At 59.2% G+C, this 17,926-nt stretch carries 17 protein-coding genes; 5 read left to right on the forward strand and 12 right to left on the reverse strand.

The features are described 5' to 3' along the window. Positions 1-208: 208 nt before the first annotated feature. Positions 209-997 carry a helix-turn-helix transcriptional regulator gene (locus ACQ4MY_RS06910; protein WP_008083067.1) on the reverse strand — a complete coding sequence of 263 codons (789 nt, stop codon included), beginning with the start codon at positions 995-997 and terminating at the stop codon, positions 209-211. 250 nt (positions 998-1,247) lie between these two features. Here ACQ4MY_RS06910 and ACQ4MY_RS06915 point away from each other — a divergent pair, with 250 nt between their 5' ends. The 3 genes from ACQ4MY_RS06915 to ACQ4MY_RS06925 are packed head-to-tail and all read left to right on the forward strand — an operon-like array spanning position 1,248 to position 2,854. Then, positions 1,248-1,682, forward strand: a complete 435-nt coding sequence (locus ACQ4MY_RS06915) for an NUDIX hydrolase (RefSeq protein ID WP_440094513.1) — start codon at positions 1,248-1,250, stop codon at positions 1,680-1,682. 23 nt (positions 1,683-1,705) lie between these two features. Continuing rightward, a complete protein-coding gene (locus tag ACQ4MY_RS06920; RefSeq protein WP_440094514.1) occupies positions 1,706-2,344 on the forward strand; it encodes a LysE family translocator in 639 nt (212 codons plus the stop codon). Between the two features lie 3 nt (positions 2,345-2,347). After that, positions 2,348-2,854 carry a GNAT family N-acetyltransferase gene (locus tag ACQ4MY_RS06925; RefSeq protein ID WP_440094516.1) on the forward strand — a complete coding sequence of 169 codons (507 nt, stop codon included), beginning with the start codon at positions 2,348-2,350 and terminating at the stop codon, positions 2,852-2,854. Between the two features lie 179 nt (positions 2,855-3,033). On the opposite strand, the gene metR is transcribed toward ACQ4MY_RS06925, so the two are convergent. Further along, positions 3,034-3,951 carry a transcriptional regulator MetR gene (metR, locus tag ACQ4MY_RS06930; protein WP_008087231.1) on the reverse strand — a complete coding sequence of 306 codons (918 nt, stop codon included), beginning with the start codon at positions 3,949-3,951 and terminating at the stop codon, positions 3,034-3,036. A gap of 203 nt (positions 3,952-4,154) precedes the next feature. Between metR and ACQ4MY_RS06935 the strand changes: the two genes are divergently transcribed. Together ACQ4MY_RS06935 and ACQ4MY_RS06940 are read left to right on the forward strand one after the other, a co-directional pair. Further along, positions 4,155-5,189, forward strand: a complete 1,035-nt coding sequence (locus ACQ4MY_RS06935; RefSeq protein ID WP_440094518.1) for an alpha/beta fold hydrolase — start codon at positions 4,155-4,157, stop codon at positions 5,187-5,189. A 214-nt stretch (positions 5,190-5,403) separates the two neighbouring features. Further along, positions 5,404-6,072 (forward strand): DsbA family oxidoreductase, encoded by a 669-nt coding sequence (locus ACQ4MY_RS06940; RefSeq protein ID WP_440094520.1) that lies wholly within the window; start codon positions 5,404-5,406, stop codon positions 6,070-6,072. Between the two features lie 96 nt (positions 6,073-6,168). On the opposite strand, the gene ACQ4MY_RS06945 is transcribed toward ACQ4MY_RS06940, so the two are convergent. The 10 genes from ACQ4MY_RS06945 to glpK form a co-directional block, all read right to left on the reverse strand. Further along, a complete protein-coding gene (locus tag ACQ4MY_RS06945; protein ID WP_440094521.1) occupies positions 6,169-6,507 on the reverse strand; it encodes a GlpM family protein in 339 nt (112 codons plus the stop codon). 11 nt (positions 6,508-6,518) lie between these two features. Beyond that, on the reverse strand, positions 6,519-7,847 hold the full coding sequence (locus tag ACQ4MY_RS06950; protein WP_440094523.1) for a sigma-54-dependent transcriptional regulator: 1,329 nt from the start codon (positions 7,845-7,847) through the stop codon (positions 6,519-6,521). Next, entirely contained in the window at positions 7,844-9,745 is a 1,902-nt protein-coding gene (locus ACQ4MY_RS06955; RefSeq protein ID WP_008079436.1) for a sensor histidine kinase, read from the reverse strand. Before ACQ4MY_RS06955 ends, ACQ4MY_RS06950 begins: the two co-directional genes overlap by 4 nt. 242 nt (positions 9,746-9,987) lie before the next feature. Beyond that, the gene (locus tag ACQ4MY_RS06960; protein ID WP_007963947.1) at positions 9,988-10,722 is read right to left on the reverse strand and encodes an amino acid ABC transporter ATP-binding protein; all 735 of its coding nucleotides are present in this window, start codon (positions 10,720-10,722) and stop codon (positions 9,988-9,990) included. Beyond that, positions 10,719-11,390 carry an amino acid ABC transporter permease gene (locus tag ACQ4MY_RS06965; RefSeq protein ID WP_003227756.1) on the reverse strand — a complete coding sequence of 224 codons (672 nt, stop codon included), beginning with the start codon at positions 11,388-11,390 and terminating at the stop codon, positions 10,719-10,721. Before ACQ4MY_RS06965 ends, ACQ4MY_RS06960 begins: the two co-directional genes overlap by 4 nt. Further along, positions 11,390-12,136 (reverse strand): amino acid ABC transporter permease, encoded by a 747-nt coding sequence (locus ACQ4MY_RS06970; RefSeq protein ID WP_008079435.1) that lies wholly within the window; start codon positions 12,134-12,136, stop codon positions 11,390-11,392. The genes ACQ4MY_RS06965 and ACQ4MY_RS06970 overlap by 1 nt, the downstream gene beginning before the upstream one ends. A 193-nt stretch (positions 12,137-12,329) precedes the next feature. Then, on the reverse strand, positions 12,330-13,256 hold the full coding sequence (locus tag ACQ4MY_RS06975) for a glutamate/aspartate ABC transporter substrate-binding protein (protein WP_008079434.1): 927 nt from the start codon (positions 13,254-13,256) through the stop codon (positions 12,330-12,332). Positions 13,257-13,756: 500 nt separating this feature from the next. Then, positions 13,757-15,298, reverse strand: a complete 1,542-nt coding sequence (gene glpD / locus ACQ4MY_RS06980) for a glycerol-3-phosphate dehydrogenase (RefSeq protein ID WP_008079433.1) — start codon at positions 15,296-15,298, stop codon at positions 13,757-13,759. A gap of 245 nt (positions 15,299-15,543) precedes the next feature. Beyond that, entirely contained in the window at positions 15,544-16,299 is a 756-nt protein-coding gene (locus tag ACQ4MY_RS06985; protein WP_007916700.1) for a DeoR/GlpR family transcriptional regulator, read from the reverse strand. Between the two features lie 95 nt (positions 16,300-16,394). Beyond that, positions 16,395-17,897: a glycerol kinase GlpK gene (glpK, locus tag ACQ4MY_RS06990; protein WP_008079432.1), complete on the reverse strand. Its 1,503-nt coding sequence runs from the start codon at positions 17,895-17,897 to the stop codon at positions 16,395-16,397. Between the last annotated feature and the right edge of the window lie 29 nt (positions 17,898-17,926).

The raw sequence follows: 17,926 nt of genomic DNA on the forward strand, positions 1-17,926 counted from the left end.
AGCAGGCGGGCTAGCAGGTGGGCCTGCTGGTGGGATCTATTGTGGTGAGGGGATTTATCCCCGACGGGTTGCGTAGCAGCCCCAAAACCATTCACTGCGGTTTAACAGAAAGACCGCATGCATCGACTTGGGGCGGCTTCGCCACCCATCGGGGATAAATCCCCTCACCACAGGAATCGATTCCCACAGGAGAGCATTTCAGCGCTGTTCAGGCGTTCTGGGCCTGAAGAAAAATCGAAAACAGCTCGGACTGGGATTTGATCCCCAGCTTGCTGTACATGTGTTTCTTATGGACTTTCACGGTTTCTACGGAGATTTCCAGCTTACGGGCGATTTCTTTACTGGAGCAACCGCTGAGCATCAATCGCCCGACATCCAGTTCGCGGGCGGTCAGTTGTGCGCCCTTGAGTTGTTGCACCGAGGTTTCCAGTTGCAGCCGCCAATCGGCGGCGGCAGGCGCGGCGGTTTCGTTGGTCTCATAGGGCAGACGCTGGCGCAACAGCGCGAGCAGCCACGGCTGGATCAACGACAACAAGGCAATCTGCTCGCTGCTGAAACGCTGTTTGCTGCCCAGCGACAGGCACAGCGTGCGCTCGCCCTGAAGCTGACAATTGAACTGGATTTCGTCGGCGACGACATTCAGACGAAAGTATCGCTGGTAATACTCGGTCAGCTCGAAATGCTCGGGCGCCACTTCCCACAGGCGGAACAGTCCCGAACGTGATTGCTCGCGACTGGCGATATAGAACGGGTCGAGCAAGTACAGCCCGCGCAGATAATCTTCAAACAAGGCGTCCGGAATGCCTTCTTCGCCGGGGCTGGCGGCGAACACTTGCGGGTGCTGGTCTGAACTGAACAGCAGCGCCACCCAGCTATCGAACGGCATGTACTGGTCGAGCAGACGCACCAGTTGTGCCCAGAAATTCGGCTTGTCCAGCGCCTCGATCAATTGCCCGACAGCGCGATGCCAGGTGATGTCGTCGAAGGAAAGTGTCATCGGTTTACCTTGAATAGCCGGCCGGATGCTGCTGCGCATACTGGCCCAGACCTACGCACGGGGCAATCGTGGAATTGGCCGGGCGAGTCACTCCCCCTGTAGGAGCTGCCGAAGGCTGCGATCTTTTGATCTTGTTTTTTTCAGGATCAAGATCAAAAGATCGCAGCCTTCGGCAGCTCCTACAGGGTTGTGTGGCGTATGGCGGGTTTGCGTGGGATCCTTTGCATTTTTCGAAACAAGGGCCGTTTTTATGTCGACGCTTTCCGGTGCTACTCCTTCCATTATCCGCATCGCCGCCGCCCTGTTGATCGGGTCGGACGGTCGCACCCTGCTGGTGCGAAAACGCGGTACCACTGCATTCATGCAACCGGGCGGCAAGATTGAAGCGCATGAGCTGCCGGTACATGCCCTGGCCCGTGAGCTGGAAGAAGAGCTGAATCTGCAGATCGATCCGGCGCAGGCGACCTTCTTGGGTCAGTTTTCTGCGCCGGCCGCCAACGAGCCGGGATTTGTCGTACAGGCAGACCTCTTTCTTCTGACGATCAACGTCGTCGTTTCCCCGGCAGCGGAGATCGAAGAGGTGATCTGGATCGACCCGACCACCGACGGCGATGTCGTTTTGGCGCCATTGACACGGGATAAGATCCTGCCGTTTTATCGAGCCTCGCTGACCGCCATCGCTTGATCATCCATGCAAAGGACGTTGCCATGATCCCGCTTCAAGACTTGCTGATATTCGCCGCCGCCGCGTTGCTGATGGTGCTGACGCCCGGGCCGAACATGATTTATTTGATCTCGCGTTCGATCTGCCAGGGGCGCAAGGCCGGGGTGACCTCGTTGCTGGGTGTGGTCGCCGGGTTCTTTGTGCATATGTTTGCCGCGGCAGCGGGTTTGACGGCGGTGTTCCTCGCCGTGCCGATGGCCTACGAAGTGTTGAAGTGGGCCGGGGCGCTGTATTTGTTGTGGCTGGCCTGGCAAGCGGTGAAACCCGGTGCGCGTTCGCCGTTCGAAGCGCAGCAATTGCCGCCGGATTCGTCGCGCAAACTGATCACCATGGGCTTTCTCACCAGCGCGCTGAACCCGAAGATTGCGGTGTTTTATCTCTCGGTGTTTCCGCAATTCATCACACCTGAGCACGGTTCGGTGTTTACTCAAAGCATCATTCTGGGGCTGACGCAGATCAGCGTCAGTTTCACCGTCAATCTGTTGATCGCGTTGTTCGCGGCGGGGATTGCGTCGTGGTTCGTGCGCAACCCGACGTGGTTGGCGATGCAGCGCTATTTCATGGGGTTTGTCTTGGCCGGGCTCGCGGTACGGCTGATGATCGAGCAACGCAGGACGGCTTGAATCATGTGGATCGAACGGCTGGACGCCAGTCATGCCCTGGCTTATCGGGCGTTGATGCTTGAGGCCTATGATCGCCATCCGCAGGCGTTCACCTCCAGCGTGCGCGAGCGGGCGGTGATGCCGTTAAGCTGGTGGGAGGCGCGGCTGACCAGCAAGCTCGATGTGGTGCTCGGGGCTTTTGAGGCTGGGACGCTGGCCGGGATTGTCGGGCTGGCGTTTGAACCTCGGGAAAAGGCTCGGCACAAAGCCACATTGTTCGGGATGTATGTGTCGGCGGATTTTCGCCAGCGCGGTTTGGGGTTTGAACTGGTGCAGGCGGCGCTTGCCGAGGCGCAGAACCATCCGGCGCTGAAGGTCGTTCAGTTGACCGTTACTGCCGGGAATGATGCGGCGTTCAAGCTCTATGAGCGCTGCGGTTTTATCCAGTTCGGCCTTGAGCCATTGGCGGTGCGGGTCGGCGAAGATTACTTCGACAAGGTCCATATGTGGCGTGAACTCACTCGCGAATGAACACCTCTTTGTGGCAAATGGATCTCTTGTGGCGAGGGGATTTATCCCCGTTGGGTTGCGAAGCAGCCCCAAAACCATTCACCACGGTTTACCTGAAAGACCGCATGCGTAGATTTTGGGGCTGCTGCGCAACCCATCGGGGATAAATCCCCTCGCCACAGTGTTTCTCTCTGGTGTGATCAGCGAACTGCGCTAACCCCATCCAAGGTAGAAAACGAAGTGTCCTTCGCCGTCAGCAAAAAGTCGCGCATGTACGGCGCATCCAGCATGTCCGCACGGATCGCTGCATACAGCGTGGCAAACAGACCTTTCTCGCCCAGCCGCTTGGCCTTCACGTAACCGCGCGAGCTGTATTCGTGCAGCGCCCAATGCGGCATGCCACACACGCCACGACCACTGGCGACGAGTTGCATCATCATCACCGTCAGCTCCGAGGTACGCACCTGCGCCGGCTCGATATCCGCCGGTTCTAGGAAGCGCGTGAAGATGTCCAGCCGATCACGCTCCACCGGATAAGTGATCAATGTTTCCGTGAGCAAATCCTCAGGCACGATGTACGGTTTGCTCGCCAGCGCATGCTGATTGGCCACCGCCAGCATCGCTTCATAGGTGAACAGCGGCACATAAGTGATACCAGCGATTTCCAGCGGATCGGACGTCACCACCAGATCCAGATCACCCCGCGCCAATGCCGGCAGCGGTGCAAAGGAAAAACCCGAGGCGAGGTCGAGTTCAACTTCCGGCCAGGCATCGCGGAACTGGTCGATGGTCGGCATCAGCCACTGAAAGCAGCTGTGGCATTCGATCGCCATGTGCAGACGCCCGGCAGTGCCACCGGCCAGACGACTGATGTCACGCTCGGCGGCGCGCAGCAGCGGCAGAGTCGCATCGGCCAGTTGCAGCAGGCGCAGACCGGCGCTGGTGAAACGCACCGGTTTGGTCTTGCGCACGAACAGTTGCATGCCCATGCGCTCTTCCAGTTCCTTGAACTGGTGGGACAGCGCCGACTGCGTCAGGTGCAGGCGATCAGCCGCGTCGACGAGGCTGTCGGCTTCGCGCAGGGCATGAAGGGTTTTCAAGTGGCGGATCTCAAGCACCGATGGCTCCATGAACAAAATTTGCTGATTCAGCGATGGTGGTGAGTTTGTCTCATGTTGGCGAGACTGTCGACCGCGACTGAGCGAGCGGCGCAATGACCGCTCGGCACTCTTCATCAAACTGTCACGCAACTGTGGCAGCGCGCTTGAACAAACTTCATCAGACTCGCGCTCTACTGGGGTTCTGCGTTTCGGTGTTTTTCATGCACAAGCTGTTTTTATCAGTCGCGGCCATGTTGGCCGCGCTTCTGTTCGGTGCGCCGTCAATGGCGGCTGCGCGTTGCGATGTCAACGTGCCGACCGAGCACGTCGATCTGCAACAAGTCAGCATTGCTTATCAAAGCATTGGTCGCGCGTCGGATCCGGCGTTGCTGCTGGTGATGGGCCTGGGCGGGCAGTTGATTCACTGGCCGGACGAGGTGGTGGTCGCGCTGTGTCAGCAGGGCTTTCGGGTGATCCGTTATGACAACCGCGATGTCGGTCTGTCGACCTGGCGCCAGGCGCCGGAGGAGGCCAACCTGACCTTCGAAGTGCTGCGCTACAAACTCGGTCTGCCGGTGTCGGCGCCGTACAGCCTGACTGACATGGCCGACGATGCGCTGGGCCTGATGGACGCGCTGCACGTCGAGCAATTCCACGTATTGGGCGCGAGCATGGGCGGGATGATCGCCCAGCACATGGCGGCCATGGCGCCGCAGCGGGTCGAGAGCCTGACGCTGATCATGACCACCTCGGGCGCTGAAGGTTTGCCGGCACCGAGTGCGGCGCTGGTGCAGTTGTTGTCGCGGCGCGGCGCACCGAATCGTCAGGTGGCGCTGGAGCAGCAGGCTGATTTGTTGGCGGCGCTGGGCAGCCCGGCGGTGACCGATGATCGGCAGAATTTGCTGCAACAGGCAGCGGCTTCCTATGACCGCGCGTTTAATCCCGAGGGTGTGAAGCGGCAGATCATGGCGATCCTCGCCGAACCGAGCCGCGTTGCATTGCTTAACCAGTTACGCGTACCGACGCTGGTGGTGCACGGCACGGCGGATCCGTTGTTGCCGGTGATGCATGGTGTGCATCTGGCGGCGCATATTCGCGGCAGTCAATTGAAGCTGATTCCGGGGTTGGCGCATCGGTTTCAGGAGGCATTCAAGGAGCCGCTGCTGGCGGCAGTGTTGCCGTATTTGCAGCAGCACCGAGAAGACACTTCGCATTGGGCGCAGATTGAGCCGGTGGTGGGCGGGAATTTGCTGTAACCATCAGGATTGCGGTGCGCGTTTTGGCCTCTTCGCGGGCAAGCCTTGCTCCCACATTTGGAATACATCCCCTGTAGGAGCTGCCGAAGGCTGCGATCTTTTGATCTCAAGCACAACGTCAAAAGATCGCAGCCTTCGGCAGCTCCTACATTTGCAGAGTGATCAGGGTGTATCGTGCAAACTTTCCCGCACGATTTCCCCTGCGAGGTGTTTGATGAATTCCGCTTTGAAAATCGATTTTGTCAGCGATGTCTCCTGTCCGTGGTGCGTTGTCGGTTTGTATGGCTTGCTGCAAGCGCTGGAGATCTTGCGCAACGAAGTGCAGGCCGAGATCCGTTTCCAGCCGTTCGAGCTGAATCCGAAAATGGGCACCGACGGGCAGAACATCGCCGAACACATTCAGGAAAAGTACGGCTCGACGCCGGAGCAATCGCAGAAAAACCGCGAAGCCATTCGCGCCCGTGGCGCTGAACTGGGTTTTGCTTTTCGCACCGACGGCAACAGCCGCATTTACAACACCTTCGATGCGCATCGCTTGCTGCATTGGGCGGGGCTTGAGGGTTTGCAGCTGCCGTTGAAAGAGGCGTTGTTCAAGGCGTATTTCAGCGATGGCGGCAATCCTTCCGATCACGGCCAACTGGTGCAGATCGCGGAAAGTGTCGGGCTGGGTCGTCAGCGCGCCGAGTCGATTCTGGCGACGGATGAGTTTGCCGACGAGGTGCGCGAAGAAGAACAGCGGTGGCTGCAGCGCGGGGTCAGTTCGGTGCCGACGGTGGTGTTCAACGGTCAGTACGCAGTGACGGGCGGACAACCGGTAGACACATTTGTCGGCGCGATCCGCCAGATCATGGCCGAGTCAAAAGGTGGCACCGTCAATGGCTAAACACCTACCCCTGTAGGAGCTGCCGAAGGCTGCGATCTTTTGATCTTTTTAAGGGCAAGATCAAAAGATCGCAGCCTGCGGCAGCTCCTACATGGGTTAGCTGTGCAGGCGGACCCAAACACTGACCAGCACGGTGGCAGCCATCAGCCACGCGACGGCCGCCACTGCCAACGAAGCCTCCAACCGCATCCGATCCACCATCACGTACAACGTCGCCAGATACACAAAATACGGAATGATCGACCACATCCCGAACACGATCGTGGTCTTCAAATCCTCGATCGAACGTCCCTTGCCGACGATGTAATGCGCAATCAGCGCAAACGTCGGAAACAACGGCACCAAGCCTGCGATGTAATAGTTTTTGGTCTTCGACAGCGCCGCGATGATCAGCACCACCGCGGCGCCCAACAGGGCTTTGAAAAACAGGTCCACGTCGTTCTCGCTTAATGGCTCAGGCCGTATTTTTTCACTTTGTCGAACAGCGTGGTCTTGGCCATGCCCAATTCCAGGCTCGCCTGGGTCAGGTTGCCGCCGCTGCGTTGCAGGGCGTCGCTGAGCAGGTTGCGCTCGAAGGCTTCCACCGCTTCGGCAAAGCCCAACCCTTGTCCGCCGCTGTTGGCACCGGACTTCTTGAACGCCGGCAAACTCAAAGCAAACCGCTCGGCGACGTTGCGCAGTTCACGCACGTTGCCCGGCCAGTCGTGGCTCATCAGGTTCGACAGGGTCTGGTTGTCCAGCTCCGGTAGCGCACGATCGAAGCGCAGGGCCGACTGCTGGGTGAAGTGTTCGAACAGTTGCAGGATGTCTTCGCGGCGTTCGCGCAGGGGCGGTAATTCCAGCGTCACCACGTTGAGGCGGTAGTACAAGTCGCTGCGAAATTCGCCGGCCCTGCTCGATTCGTCGAGGTCGGACTTGGTCGCCGCGATCACCCGGCAATCCACCGCCACGCTCTGGTTTGAACCAAGGCGTTCGAGGGTGCGCTCCTGCAAGACGCGCAGCAATTTGATCTGCAACGGCAGCGGCATGCTTTCCACTTCATCGAGGAACAGCGTGCCGCCGTCAGCGTGTTCGATCTTGCCGATGCGCCGTTTGCCCGCGCCGGTGAACGCGTTGGCTTCGTGGCCGAAAATTTCGCTTTCGAAGAGGTTTTCCGGCAGACCGCCGCAGTTCAACGCGACGAACTGTTTGCTGTGGCGCCGACTGAAATCGTGCAGGCAACGGGCGACCAGTTCTTTGCCGGTGCCGGTCTCGCCTTCGATCAGCACGTTGGCCGAGGTGTCGGCGACGTTGGCGATCAGTTCGCGCAGGTTCTGCATGGCTGGCGAGCGGCCGATGATGCGTCCTTCAAGGGAGTCACGTTCAGCCAGTTGCCGGCGCAGCGACGACACTTCACGGGCGAGGCTGCGTTGCTCCAGCGCTCGCCGTGCGACATCGACCAGACGTTCCGGCGAGAACGGTTTTTCCATGAAGTCGTAGGCGCCTTTCTGCATCGCGCCGACGGCCATGGAAATGTCGCCGTGGCCGGTGATCAACACCACCGGCAGGCTGCGATCGCGTTGCTTGAGGCGGGTCAGCAGTTCCAGGCCATCGATGCCCGGCAGGCGAATGTCGCTGATGACGATGCCGGCAAAGTTGTCGCCGACTCGCTCCAGCGCTTCTTCGGCACTGCCGACGCCGACGCAGGGAATGTCTTCAAGGGTCAGCGCCTGTTGGCAGCCGAGCAGCACATGGGGGTCGTCTTCGACGATCAGTACACTGAGTTCGGGGTTCATATTGGCTCGGCGGGAGTAGGGCTTACCAACGGTAAACTGAGGACGAAAGTGGTGCCGCCGCTGGCCGGGTGTTCAACACCCAGATGCCCACCGGTGGCGGCGGCGAGGCTGGCGGAAAGGGTCAGGCCCAAGCCCAGGCCTTGTTCGCCGGGCTTGGTGGTGAAGAACGGCTCGAACAGATGCTTGCGCGCTTCGGCGTCGACACCATGACCGTTGTCGCGCACGCGCAGGCGATATTTGCCGTTGAATTCTTCGCCTTCCAGCCACAGCTCGGGCAGCGGTTGCGCCTGCATGGCATCGAGGGCGTTGCCAATCAGGTTGACCAGAATCTGTTCGAGGCGGGTCTGGTCGATCTGCACCTGAACGTCAATGAACTGCCGATGCAGGTCCAGCGCCGAGCTCTCCAGGCGCGCACCGAGCAATTGCAGCGCCGCGTCCACGGCTTTGCCGAGGCTGGCCTGGCCCTGATTGTCACCACGCCGGGCGAACGAGCGCAGGCTGGCGGTGATGCGGCCCATGCGGTCGATCAGGTCGTTGATGGTCTTGAGGTTGGTGCTGGCGACATCGAGCTGACCACGCTCCAGAAAGCGTACGGTGTTGCCCGACAGCGTGCGCATCGCGGCCAGCGGCTGGTTCAGTTCGTGGGCGATGCTGGTCGACATCTGGCCGATGGCGGCGAGTTTGCCGGCCTGTACCAGCTCATCTTGCGCGCGGCGTAAGGTCTCTTCGGCCTGGCGGCGTTCGCGGATCTGACTCTTCAGTCGCTCGTTACTGGCGCGCAGGTCGGTGGTGCGTTCGGTAATCCGACGCTCCAGTTGATTGTTGGCTTCCTGCAAGGCTTCGCGGGCGGCGAGGCGGGTGGCGATGACCTTGCGTCGCTCGTTCCAGGCGATCAGCAGGAAGGCGACCAGGGCAAACGCCACGGCGACGAGAATGCCTTGGTTGATCGCCTCGCGACGCAAATCCTGCAATGGCGTGAGCAGAGTGAAATTCCACGGCGTGTCGCTCAGCGGTCGGGTCTGCGCCAGGTAGCTGATGTCGTCCTCGCCGGACTGCACTTCGCTGTTGGCAGGAAAGGTCAGTTTCTCCACGCCTTCGGACAAGGTTTCGCGGGCCAACGGTTGCAGTTCGTTGAGCGGGAACCAGTAATACTGCAGGCTGCGCGCGAGTTTTTCTTTGGTGATTTCACTCAGTGGAATCACCGACTTGAGGCGGCGGGCCGGATCGCTGGAGAGAATGATGATGCCGTTTTCATCGCTGACGAAGGCTTCCAGACGCGCGCGCTGCCAGCGTTCTTCCATGGCTTCCAGACGCACTTTGACCACGGCGACGCCGATGATCTTGCCGTGCTCTTCGAGGCCGTGGGCGAGGTAATAACCAGGTTCGCCGTTGGTGCTGCCAATGCCGTAGAAACGCCCGGGTTCGCCGCGCACGGCTTTCTGGAAATAGGCGCGGAAGGACAGGTCTTCACCCAGATAACTGTCGACATCGCGCCAGTTGCTGGTGGCCATGACCCGGCCGGTGGTGTCCATGACGTAGATGGCCCGACTGCGGCTGCGTCGGTTCAGGCCTTCAAGGTAAGCGTTGACCGTTTCCCGGTATTGCGGAGTCGGGTCGGCCAGCAGCTGCGAGACACTGGTTTCGAGTTCCAGCAGGCTGGGCAGGTAGGTGTATTTGCTGATCTCGCTTTCGACCGCGCGGGCGTGCAGTTCGAGTTGACGCTGGCCGTTCTCGCCGAGGCTGCGGATGCCGAAATGTTCACTGGTCCAGAAGCCGATAAAACCCAGGCCGATCATCAGGGCGATGATCAGTGGCGGCAGGAACAAATGACGAATCAGACGGGGCTTCACGGCAAGTGATGGCGGTGCGGCGCGATAGAGATTGGGGTCGCATTTCATCACAGATGCCTTGGGTCAACCACAACACTTGTTTGTGAATCACCGCTGGTTTGCAGGTGGACTCTGTGGCGAGGGGATTTATCCCCGATCGGCTGCGCAGCAGTCGTCAAACCATTGCATGCGGTTCGACTTTGAAATGCTGGGGCCGCTGCGCAGCCCATCGGGGATAAATCCCCTCGCCACAGGGGATCTCATTGTCAGGCAGCCCGCACCCCACAGAGGGGGGAGCGGGTGTGTGGCTTTTAGTGCTGCAGGATTTTCTCGAGGAAGTGCTGCGCGCGTTCGGAGCGGGCGCTGATGTCGCCGAAGAATTCCTCTTTCGGGCAGTCTTCGATGATCTTGCCGGCGTCCATGAAAATCACCCGGTCGGCCACTTTGCGCGCAAAACCCATTTCGTGGGTCACGCACATCATGGTCATGCCTTCGTGGGCCAGTTGCACCATCACGTCGAGCACTTCGTTGACCATCTCCGGGTCGAGCGCCGAAGTCGGTTCGTCGAACAGCATGACGATCGGGTCCATCGCCAGCGCACGGGCAATCGCCACACGCTGTTGCTGACCACCGGACAGTTGCCCCGGATGCTTGTGGGCATGCGCCGACAAACCAACGCGCTCGAGCAGTTGCAGACCTTTCTTGGTCGCCTCTTCCTTGCTGCGGCCCAACACCTTGATCTGCGCGATGGTCAGGTTTTCGGTGATGGTCAGGTGCGGGAACAGTTCGAAATGCTGGAACACCATGCCGACGCGCGAACGCAGTTTCGGCAGGTTGGTCTTCGAGTCGGCAATCGAGGTGCCGTCGACGACGATGTCGCCTTTCTGGAACGGCTCCAGCGCGTTGACGCATTTGATCAGGGTCGACTTGCCGGAGCCCGACGGGCCGCAGACCACGATCACTTCGCCTTTTTTGACCTCGGTGCTGCAATCAGTCAGCACCTGGAAGTCCCCATACCACTTGTTGATGTTCTTGATAGAGATCATACGGCGAACCTTTTTTGCAGACGCTTGACCAGCAGCGAGGCGGAAAAGCTGATGATGAAGTAGACGACACCGGCGAAGATCAGGAACTCGTTGGACCGGCCAATGATGTCGCCGCTGGAACGGGCGGAGTTGAGGAAGTCCACCAGGCCCACGGTGTAAACCAGCGAGGTGTCCTGGAACAGGATGATCGACTGTTGCAGCAGCAACGGCGTCATCTTGCGGAACGCCTGAGGCAGGATGATCAGACGCATGGTCTGGCCATAGGTCATGCCCATCGCCTGTGCAGCGGCCATCTGACCTTTGGGAATCGACTGCACACCGGCGCGGACGATTTCGCAGAAGTACGCGGCTTCGAACATCATGAAGGCCACGACGCAGGAGGTGAACGCGCCGATCGGCGTGTCTTCACCGGTGATCCAGCGCAGCACGAACGGCACCGCCAGGTAGAACCAGGTGATCACCAGCAGCAGCGGGATCGAACGGAAGTAGTTCACATAAGCGCCGGCGACGCGCGACAGCAGTTTGCTGGACGACAGGCGCATCAGCGCAAGGATGGTACCCAGCACGATGCCGCCGACCACGCCCATGACCATCAACTGCAAGGTCATGACCATGCCGTTCCACAGGCCCGGGATGGCGGGGATGATGCCGCTGAAATCGAAGTCCATTATTTACCCCCCACGGAGATCAGGCCGGGCACCGCGACTTTCTTCTCGACCATGCGCATCAGCAACATCAGGCTCATGTTCAGGGTGAAGTAGATCAGCGTGGCCAGGGTGAAGGCTTCAAACAGGTTGGCCGAGAACTCAGCAGTCTGTTTGGTTTGCGCGAGCAGTTCCATCAGGCCGATCAGGGACGCCACGGAGGAGTTCTTGAAGACGTTGAGGAATTCCGAGGTAAGCGGCGGAATGATGATGCGGTAGGCCTGGGGCAGCAGCACGTTCCAGTAGATCTGTGGCAGCTTGAAACCCATGGCGCGGGCGGCGGCTTCCTGGCCGCGTGGCAGCGCCTGGATGCCGGTGCGCACTTGCTCGCAGACACGCGCGGCGGTGAACAGGCCCAGGCACACGACAACGCTCAGGTAAGCCGAGGTGGTCGGGTTGAGATCCTGTTTGTACCAGTCCTGCAGGTTTTGCGGCAGCAGATCAGGCACCAGGAAGTACCAGATGAACAGCTGAACCAGCAGCGGCACGTTGCGAAACAGCTCCACGTAGCAGGTCGCGATGCCCGATACGATACGATTTGGCACCGTGCGCATGACGCCCAGAATGGACCCCAGCAGCAAGGCGATGATCCATGCCACGATGGCAATGGCAATGGTCCAGCCCAAACCGGTGACGTACCAGTCGAGATAAGTCTCGCTGCCGACGCCGGTGGACTTGAAGAACACGCCCCAGTCCCAGTTGTAATTCATTAGGGTCTCCCCTCGAAATCGATCGATGTACAAGCACCCGCTTGGGGAAGATCCTTTCCCGCCCGACGTTGAACGCCGGGCACACGCGATCGGCTCGGAAACCGCCAGGTCGAGTGTTCCACAGTACAGCCAGCAGGTAGTAACAGACGCCTGAGGGAGGGTGGCTCCCTCAGGTGATAAGGTTAGTCAGGAATCAGATTTTTACGTCAGGCGCCGGCTTGTCGCTCGGGGTGGCGATCAGATCTTTTACCTTGTCGCTCATCGGGAAGTTCAGGTTCAGGCCTTTTGGTGGGATCGGGCTCTCGAACCATTTGCTGTAGATCTTGTTGATCTCGCCGGACTTGTACAGGGCGACGATGGCGTCATCGACAGCTTTCTTGAAGGCCGGGTCGTCTTTACGAACCATGCACGCGTAGGCTTCGAACGACTGCGGGGTACCGGTGATGATCCAGTCGGCCGGCTTCTTCGCCTTGGCTTCTTCGCCAGCCAGCAGGGCGTCGTCCATCATGAAGGCAACGGCGCGGCCGCTTTCCAGCATGTTGAAGGATTCGCCGTGGTCTTTGGCGGAGATGATGTTCATGCCCATCTGCTTGTCGGCGTTCATCGCTTTGATGATGCGCTCGGACGTGGTGCCCGCGGTGGTCACGACGTTTTTGCCTTTGAGGTCGGCGAAGTCAGCGTAGGACGGCTTGCCATCCTTGTCTTTCTTGACCAGCAGACGGGTGCCGATTTCGAAGATGTTGACGGTGAAATCGACTTGCTGGGCGCGTTCGGCGTTGTTGGTGGTCGAGCCGCACTCGATATCCGCGGTGCCGTTCTGGATCAGCGGGATACGGGTTTGCGAGGTCACCAGGTTGTACTTGACCTGCAGATCTGGCTTGTTCAGGTCTTTTTTCAGGGCTTCAACGATGGCCACTTGAATGTCGTGGGAGTAGCCCACTGGTTTGCCGGAAGCATCGGCAATGTAGGAAAACGGAATGGAGCTGTCGCGGTGAGCGAGCGTGATGGTGCCCGAATCGTTGATTTTCTTCAGGGTGCCGGTGAGTTCGGCGGCGAAAACTGGCGTGCTGATCAGAGCGGCAGCAATGGCTGCGCCCAGGATATGGGGAACGATGCGCATCAAATTTTCCTCGACATTGTTTTTTTTATGGAGCCAGTTCGTCGGCCCTTTTGTGCTTCGAATGCCTGACGGCTCCTGAAGTGTTGGCACAACAGGCATTCGTCGAGAGAGTGTAGAGCATGAGTCGTGCCAGACCAGTCTCGATTGGTTAACTTGATGATTTATAAGGTTATTAAATTTTTAAGGCAGTTTTTTTGAGCCCGGCTGATCCGGTTAACCGAATCGACCCGGAAGTCGCGTTCGGAAAACCGAACAATCTTTCAATCACTACGCTCATTGGATGATCGCCCAAGCACCACACAACCCTGTGGCGAGGGGATTTATCCCCGATAGGTCGCGAAGCGGCCTTTCTTTTAAATGCAAAAGGGAGGACTGCTTCGCAGTCCATCGGGGATAAATCCCCTCGCCACAGGGGGAATGGCAGGCAAAGTAAGTTACGCCGCAACAAAAAGCCCCTGAACCTTGCGATTCAGGGGCTTTTTGTTTAAGCGATGTTCAGATCATGCCGCTTCAATCTTGCTACGGTTCTGCTCGACCTTGCCCAGGTACGCGGCCAACTTCTCTTGCTCGGCCGGCGTGGTAAACAACCCCAACTTGCTGCGGCGCCACAGAATGTCGTGCGCCGTGGTTGCCCACTCTTCACTGCACAGGTAATCGACTTCGCGGGTGTAGAGCCCGCCGCCAATGTGTTCGCCCATGTCGGCGAGGGTTTCCACGCCTTCGAGCATGCGCCAGGTGCGGCTGCCGTAGGTGGTGGACCAGCGACGGGCAATCTCGGTCGGCACGAAGTCGAACTTGTCACGAATCAGCGCGCTCAAGGCTTGCGGCGTGGTCATGTCTTCGCCGCCGGGCAGGGTGGCCGTGGCTGTCCAGCTTGGACGCATCTGAGTGAAGAACGGCATCAACTGCGCCATCGCCGATTCGGCGAGTTTGCGGTAGGTGGTCAGCTTGCCGCCGAACACCGACAGCAGTGGCGCTTCTTCGCTGTTGCCAGACAGGGCCAGGGTGTAATCGCGGGTGACCGCCGACGGGTTATCGGACTCGTCGTTGCACAGCGGACGTACGCCCGAGTAGCTGTGCTGGATGTCGTCGCGGCTGAGCTGCTTTTTGAAGTGTGCGTTGACCACTTTCAGCAGGTAATCGGTTTCGGCATCGGTAATCGCCACTTTTGCCGGATCGCCAGTGTACTCACGGTCGGTGGTGCCGATCAGGGTGAAGTGGTTGTTCAGGTACGGGATGGTGAAAACGATGCGCTGATCTTCGTTTTGCAGAATGTGCGCATGATCGCCTTCGTACAGTTTCGGCACGATGATGTGGCTACCCTGAATCAGACGGATGCCGTACGGCGATTCCATCTTCAGGTCGTCACGGATGAACTTGGCAACCCACGGGCCTGCCGCGTTCACCAGCGCTTTGGCGGTGATCGAAAACAGGCTGCCGTCGGCGCGTTCCAGGTTCAAGTGCCACAAACCTTTGGCGCGGCGGGCGCTGACGCAGCGAGTCTGGGTGTGCACGTGGGCACCTTTTTCGCGAGCGGCCATGGCGTTCAGCACTACGAGGCGGGCGTCATCGACCCAGCAATCGGAGTATTCGAAGCCTTTCTTGATTTCGCTTTTCAGCGCGCTGTCGGCACCGAACTTCAGGCTTTTCGAACCGGGCAGCTTTTCGCGCTTGCCGAGGTTGTCATACAGAAACAGGCCTGCACGAATCATCCACGCCGGACGCAGGTGCGGACGGTGCGGCAACACGAAGCGCATTGGCTTGACGATGTGCGGCGCTTTAGCCAGCAGCACTTCACGCTCGGCCAATGCTTCGCGCACCAGACGGAATTCGTAATGTTCGAGGTAGCGCAGGCCACCGTGGATCAGCTTGCTGCTGGCCGACGAGGTGTGGCTGGCGAGGTCGTCCTTTTCGCAAAGGAACACCGAGAGACCGCGACCGGCGGCATCCGCTGCGATCCCCACGCCATTGATCCCGCCGCCGATAACGGCAATGTCGTAGATCTCGGAGAGTGGGGGCGTACGCAAGGTAGAGGTGGACATCGGCTGGCCTCGGGCTCTTTTGATTTTCTGTATTGGAAATCGAACATTAATGTTCATTTGCGAAAATGGTAGCCCATAAACACGCGCGCAGCCAGTCACGTTCGATTGAAAAAACTCATCGAAGGGCGGTTAAAAGAAAATTTTCGAACATTGAAAGCAAAAGATCGCAGCCTTCGGCAGCTCCTACAGGTCAAGTGAACCCATGTAGGAGCTGCCGAAGGCTGCGATCTTTTGATCTTGGGGGGTTAAACGACTTCCAGGCGAATCTTGTGCTGACTCAACAACTGCGCCAACGCCGGCACCGGCTGCTGATCCGTCACCAAACAATCAATCAGACTGATCGGGCCAAGACGAATCATCGCATTACGCCCGAACTTGCTTGAGTCGGCCGCCAGAATCACCTGCCGCGCATTGGCAATGATCGCCTGGGAAACCCGAACTTCCTGATAATCAAAGTCCAGCAAGCTGCCGTCCTCATCAATACCGCTAATCCCGACCAGCGCGAAATCAACCTTGAACTGATTAATGAAGTCCACACTCGCCTGACCCACTACACCGCCATCACGACGCACATTGCCGCCAGTCAGCAGCACATCGAAATCATCCTTGGCACTGAGCATCGACGCTACGTGCAAGTTGTTGGTGATGATCTTCAGGTGATTGTGATTGAGCAGGGCGCGGGCAATCGATTCGGTGGTAGTACCGATGTTGATGAACAGCGAGGCGTGATCGGGGATCTGGGCGGCGATGGCTTCACCGATGCGTTGTTTTTCATCGCGCATCTGATCGGCGCGCATCGCATAGGCCGTGTTTTCGACGCTGGAATCGTAGGCAGCACCGCCATGGTAGCGACGCAGCAGATTGGCTTCCGCGAGCTGATTGATGTCGCGGCGGATGGTTTGCGGGGTAACAACGAACAGCGTGGCCATTTCCTCGATGCTCACATAGCCGCGTTCGCGAACCAGCTCGAGGATTTGCTGCTGACGGGGAGGCAGATTCATGGGGCTTCCTTTGGGCTGCCGTGCAAAATTTGCCCATGATGCCGCAGGAATCCGCTCCCTACCAGTTAGTTGCCTATCAGTCTCTGAAGGTTGGCTTATTCAGCGTCTTCACGCGCCCAGTCACGGGTGCGGCTGACGGCTTTTTTCCAGCCTTTGTACAGCTTCTCTTTCTCGACTTCGTCCAGACTCGGCTCGAACTCACGCTCGATCACCGCTTTGCCGCGCAGTTCTTCCAGGCTGCCCCAGAAGCCGCACGCCAGACCGGCCAGATACGCCGCACCGAGTGCCGTGGTTTCGCGCATTTGCGGACGCTCGACCTGCGTACCGAGAATGTCGGCCTGGAACTGCATGAGGAAGTTGTTCGCCACCGCACCACCGTCCACACGTAGGGCTTTGAGGCGTTCGCCGGAGTCCTGTTGCATGGCGTCGAGCACGTCGCGGGTCTGGTAGGCGATCGATTCCAGCGCAGCGCGGATGATGTGATCCACACGCACGCCGCGTGTCAGGCCGAACAGCGCGCCACGGGCATACGGGTCCCAGTACGGAGCGCCGAGACCGGTGAATGCCGGTACCAGGTACACGCCGTTGCTGTCCTTCACTTTGTTGGCGAAGTATTCCGTGTCGTGGGCGTCGTTGATGATCTTCAGTTCATCGCGCAGCCACTGCACGGTCGAACCGCCGTTGAATACCGCGCCTTCCAGTGCGTAAGCGACTTCGCCACGCGGGCCGCAAGCGATGGTGGTGAGCATGCCATGCTGGGATTTCACCGCTTTGTCGCCGGTGTTCATCAGCAGGAAGCAGCCGGTGCCGTAGGTGTTTTTCGCCTGGCCTGGCTCCACGCACATCTGGCCGAACAGCGCCGCTTGCTGGTCGCCGGCGATACCGCCGATGGCGATGCCGCTCTTGGTGCGACCGTAGATTTCCGAGGAAGCTTTCACTTCCGGGAGCATTTCGCGCGGGATGTCGAGGATCTCCAGCATCTTCGAATCCCACTCCAGCGAGTGAATGTTGAAGAGCATGGTGCGCGAGGCGTTGGTGTAGTCGGTGACGTGTACTTTGCCGCCGGTGAATTTCCAGATAAGCCAGCTATCGACGGTACCGAACAGCAGTTCGCCGTTGCGCGCACGCTCGCGGCTGCCTTCGACGTTGTCGAGGATCCACTTCAGCTTGGTGCCGGAGAAGTACGGGTCGGTGACCAGGCCGGTGGTGTCGCTGATGTATTGCTCATGGCCATCGCGCTTGAGCTGCTGGCAGATCTCGGTGCTGCGGCGGCACTGCCAGACGATGGCGTTGTACACCGGGCGACCGGTGGTCTTGTCCCAGACCACGGTGGTTTCACGTTGGTTGGTGATGCCGATGGCGGCGACCTGGTCGTGGTGCAGACCGGCCTGGGCCAGCGCTTCAACCATCACCGCGCTCTGGGTGGCGAAAATTTCCATCGGATCGTGTTCGACCCAACCGGCCTGCGGGTAGTGCTGAGCGAATTCGCGCTGCGCGGTGCAGACCACGTTCGCATCGCGGTCGAAAATGATCGCGCGGGAGCTGGTCGTACCCTGATCGAGGGCAATGATGTAGTTCTTATTCTGAATGTCGGTCATGTCGATTGCCTTGGACGAAATAAGGGAGA

Source organism: Pseudomonas sp. SM4 (assembly GCF_051913165.1).
Taxonomy (GTDB): domain Bacteria; phylum Pseudomonadota; class Gammaproteobacteria; order Pseudomonadales; family Pseudomonadaceae; genus Aquipseudomonas.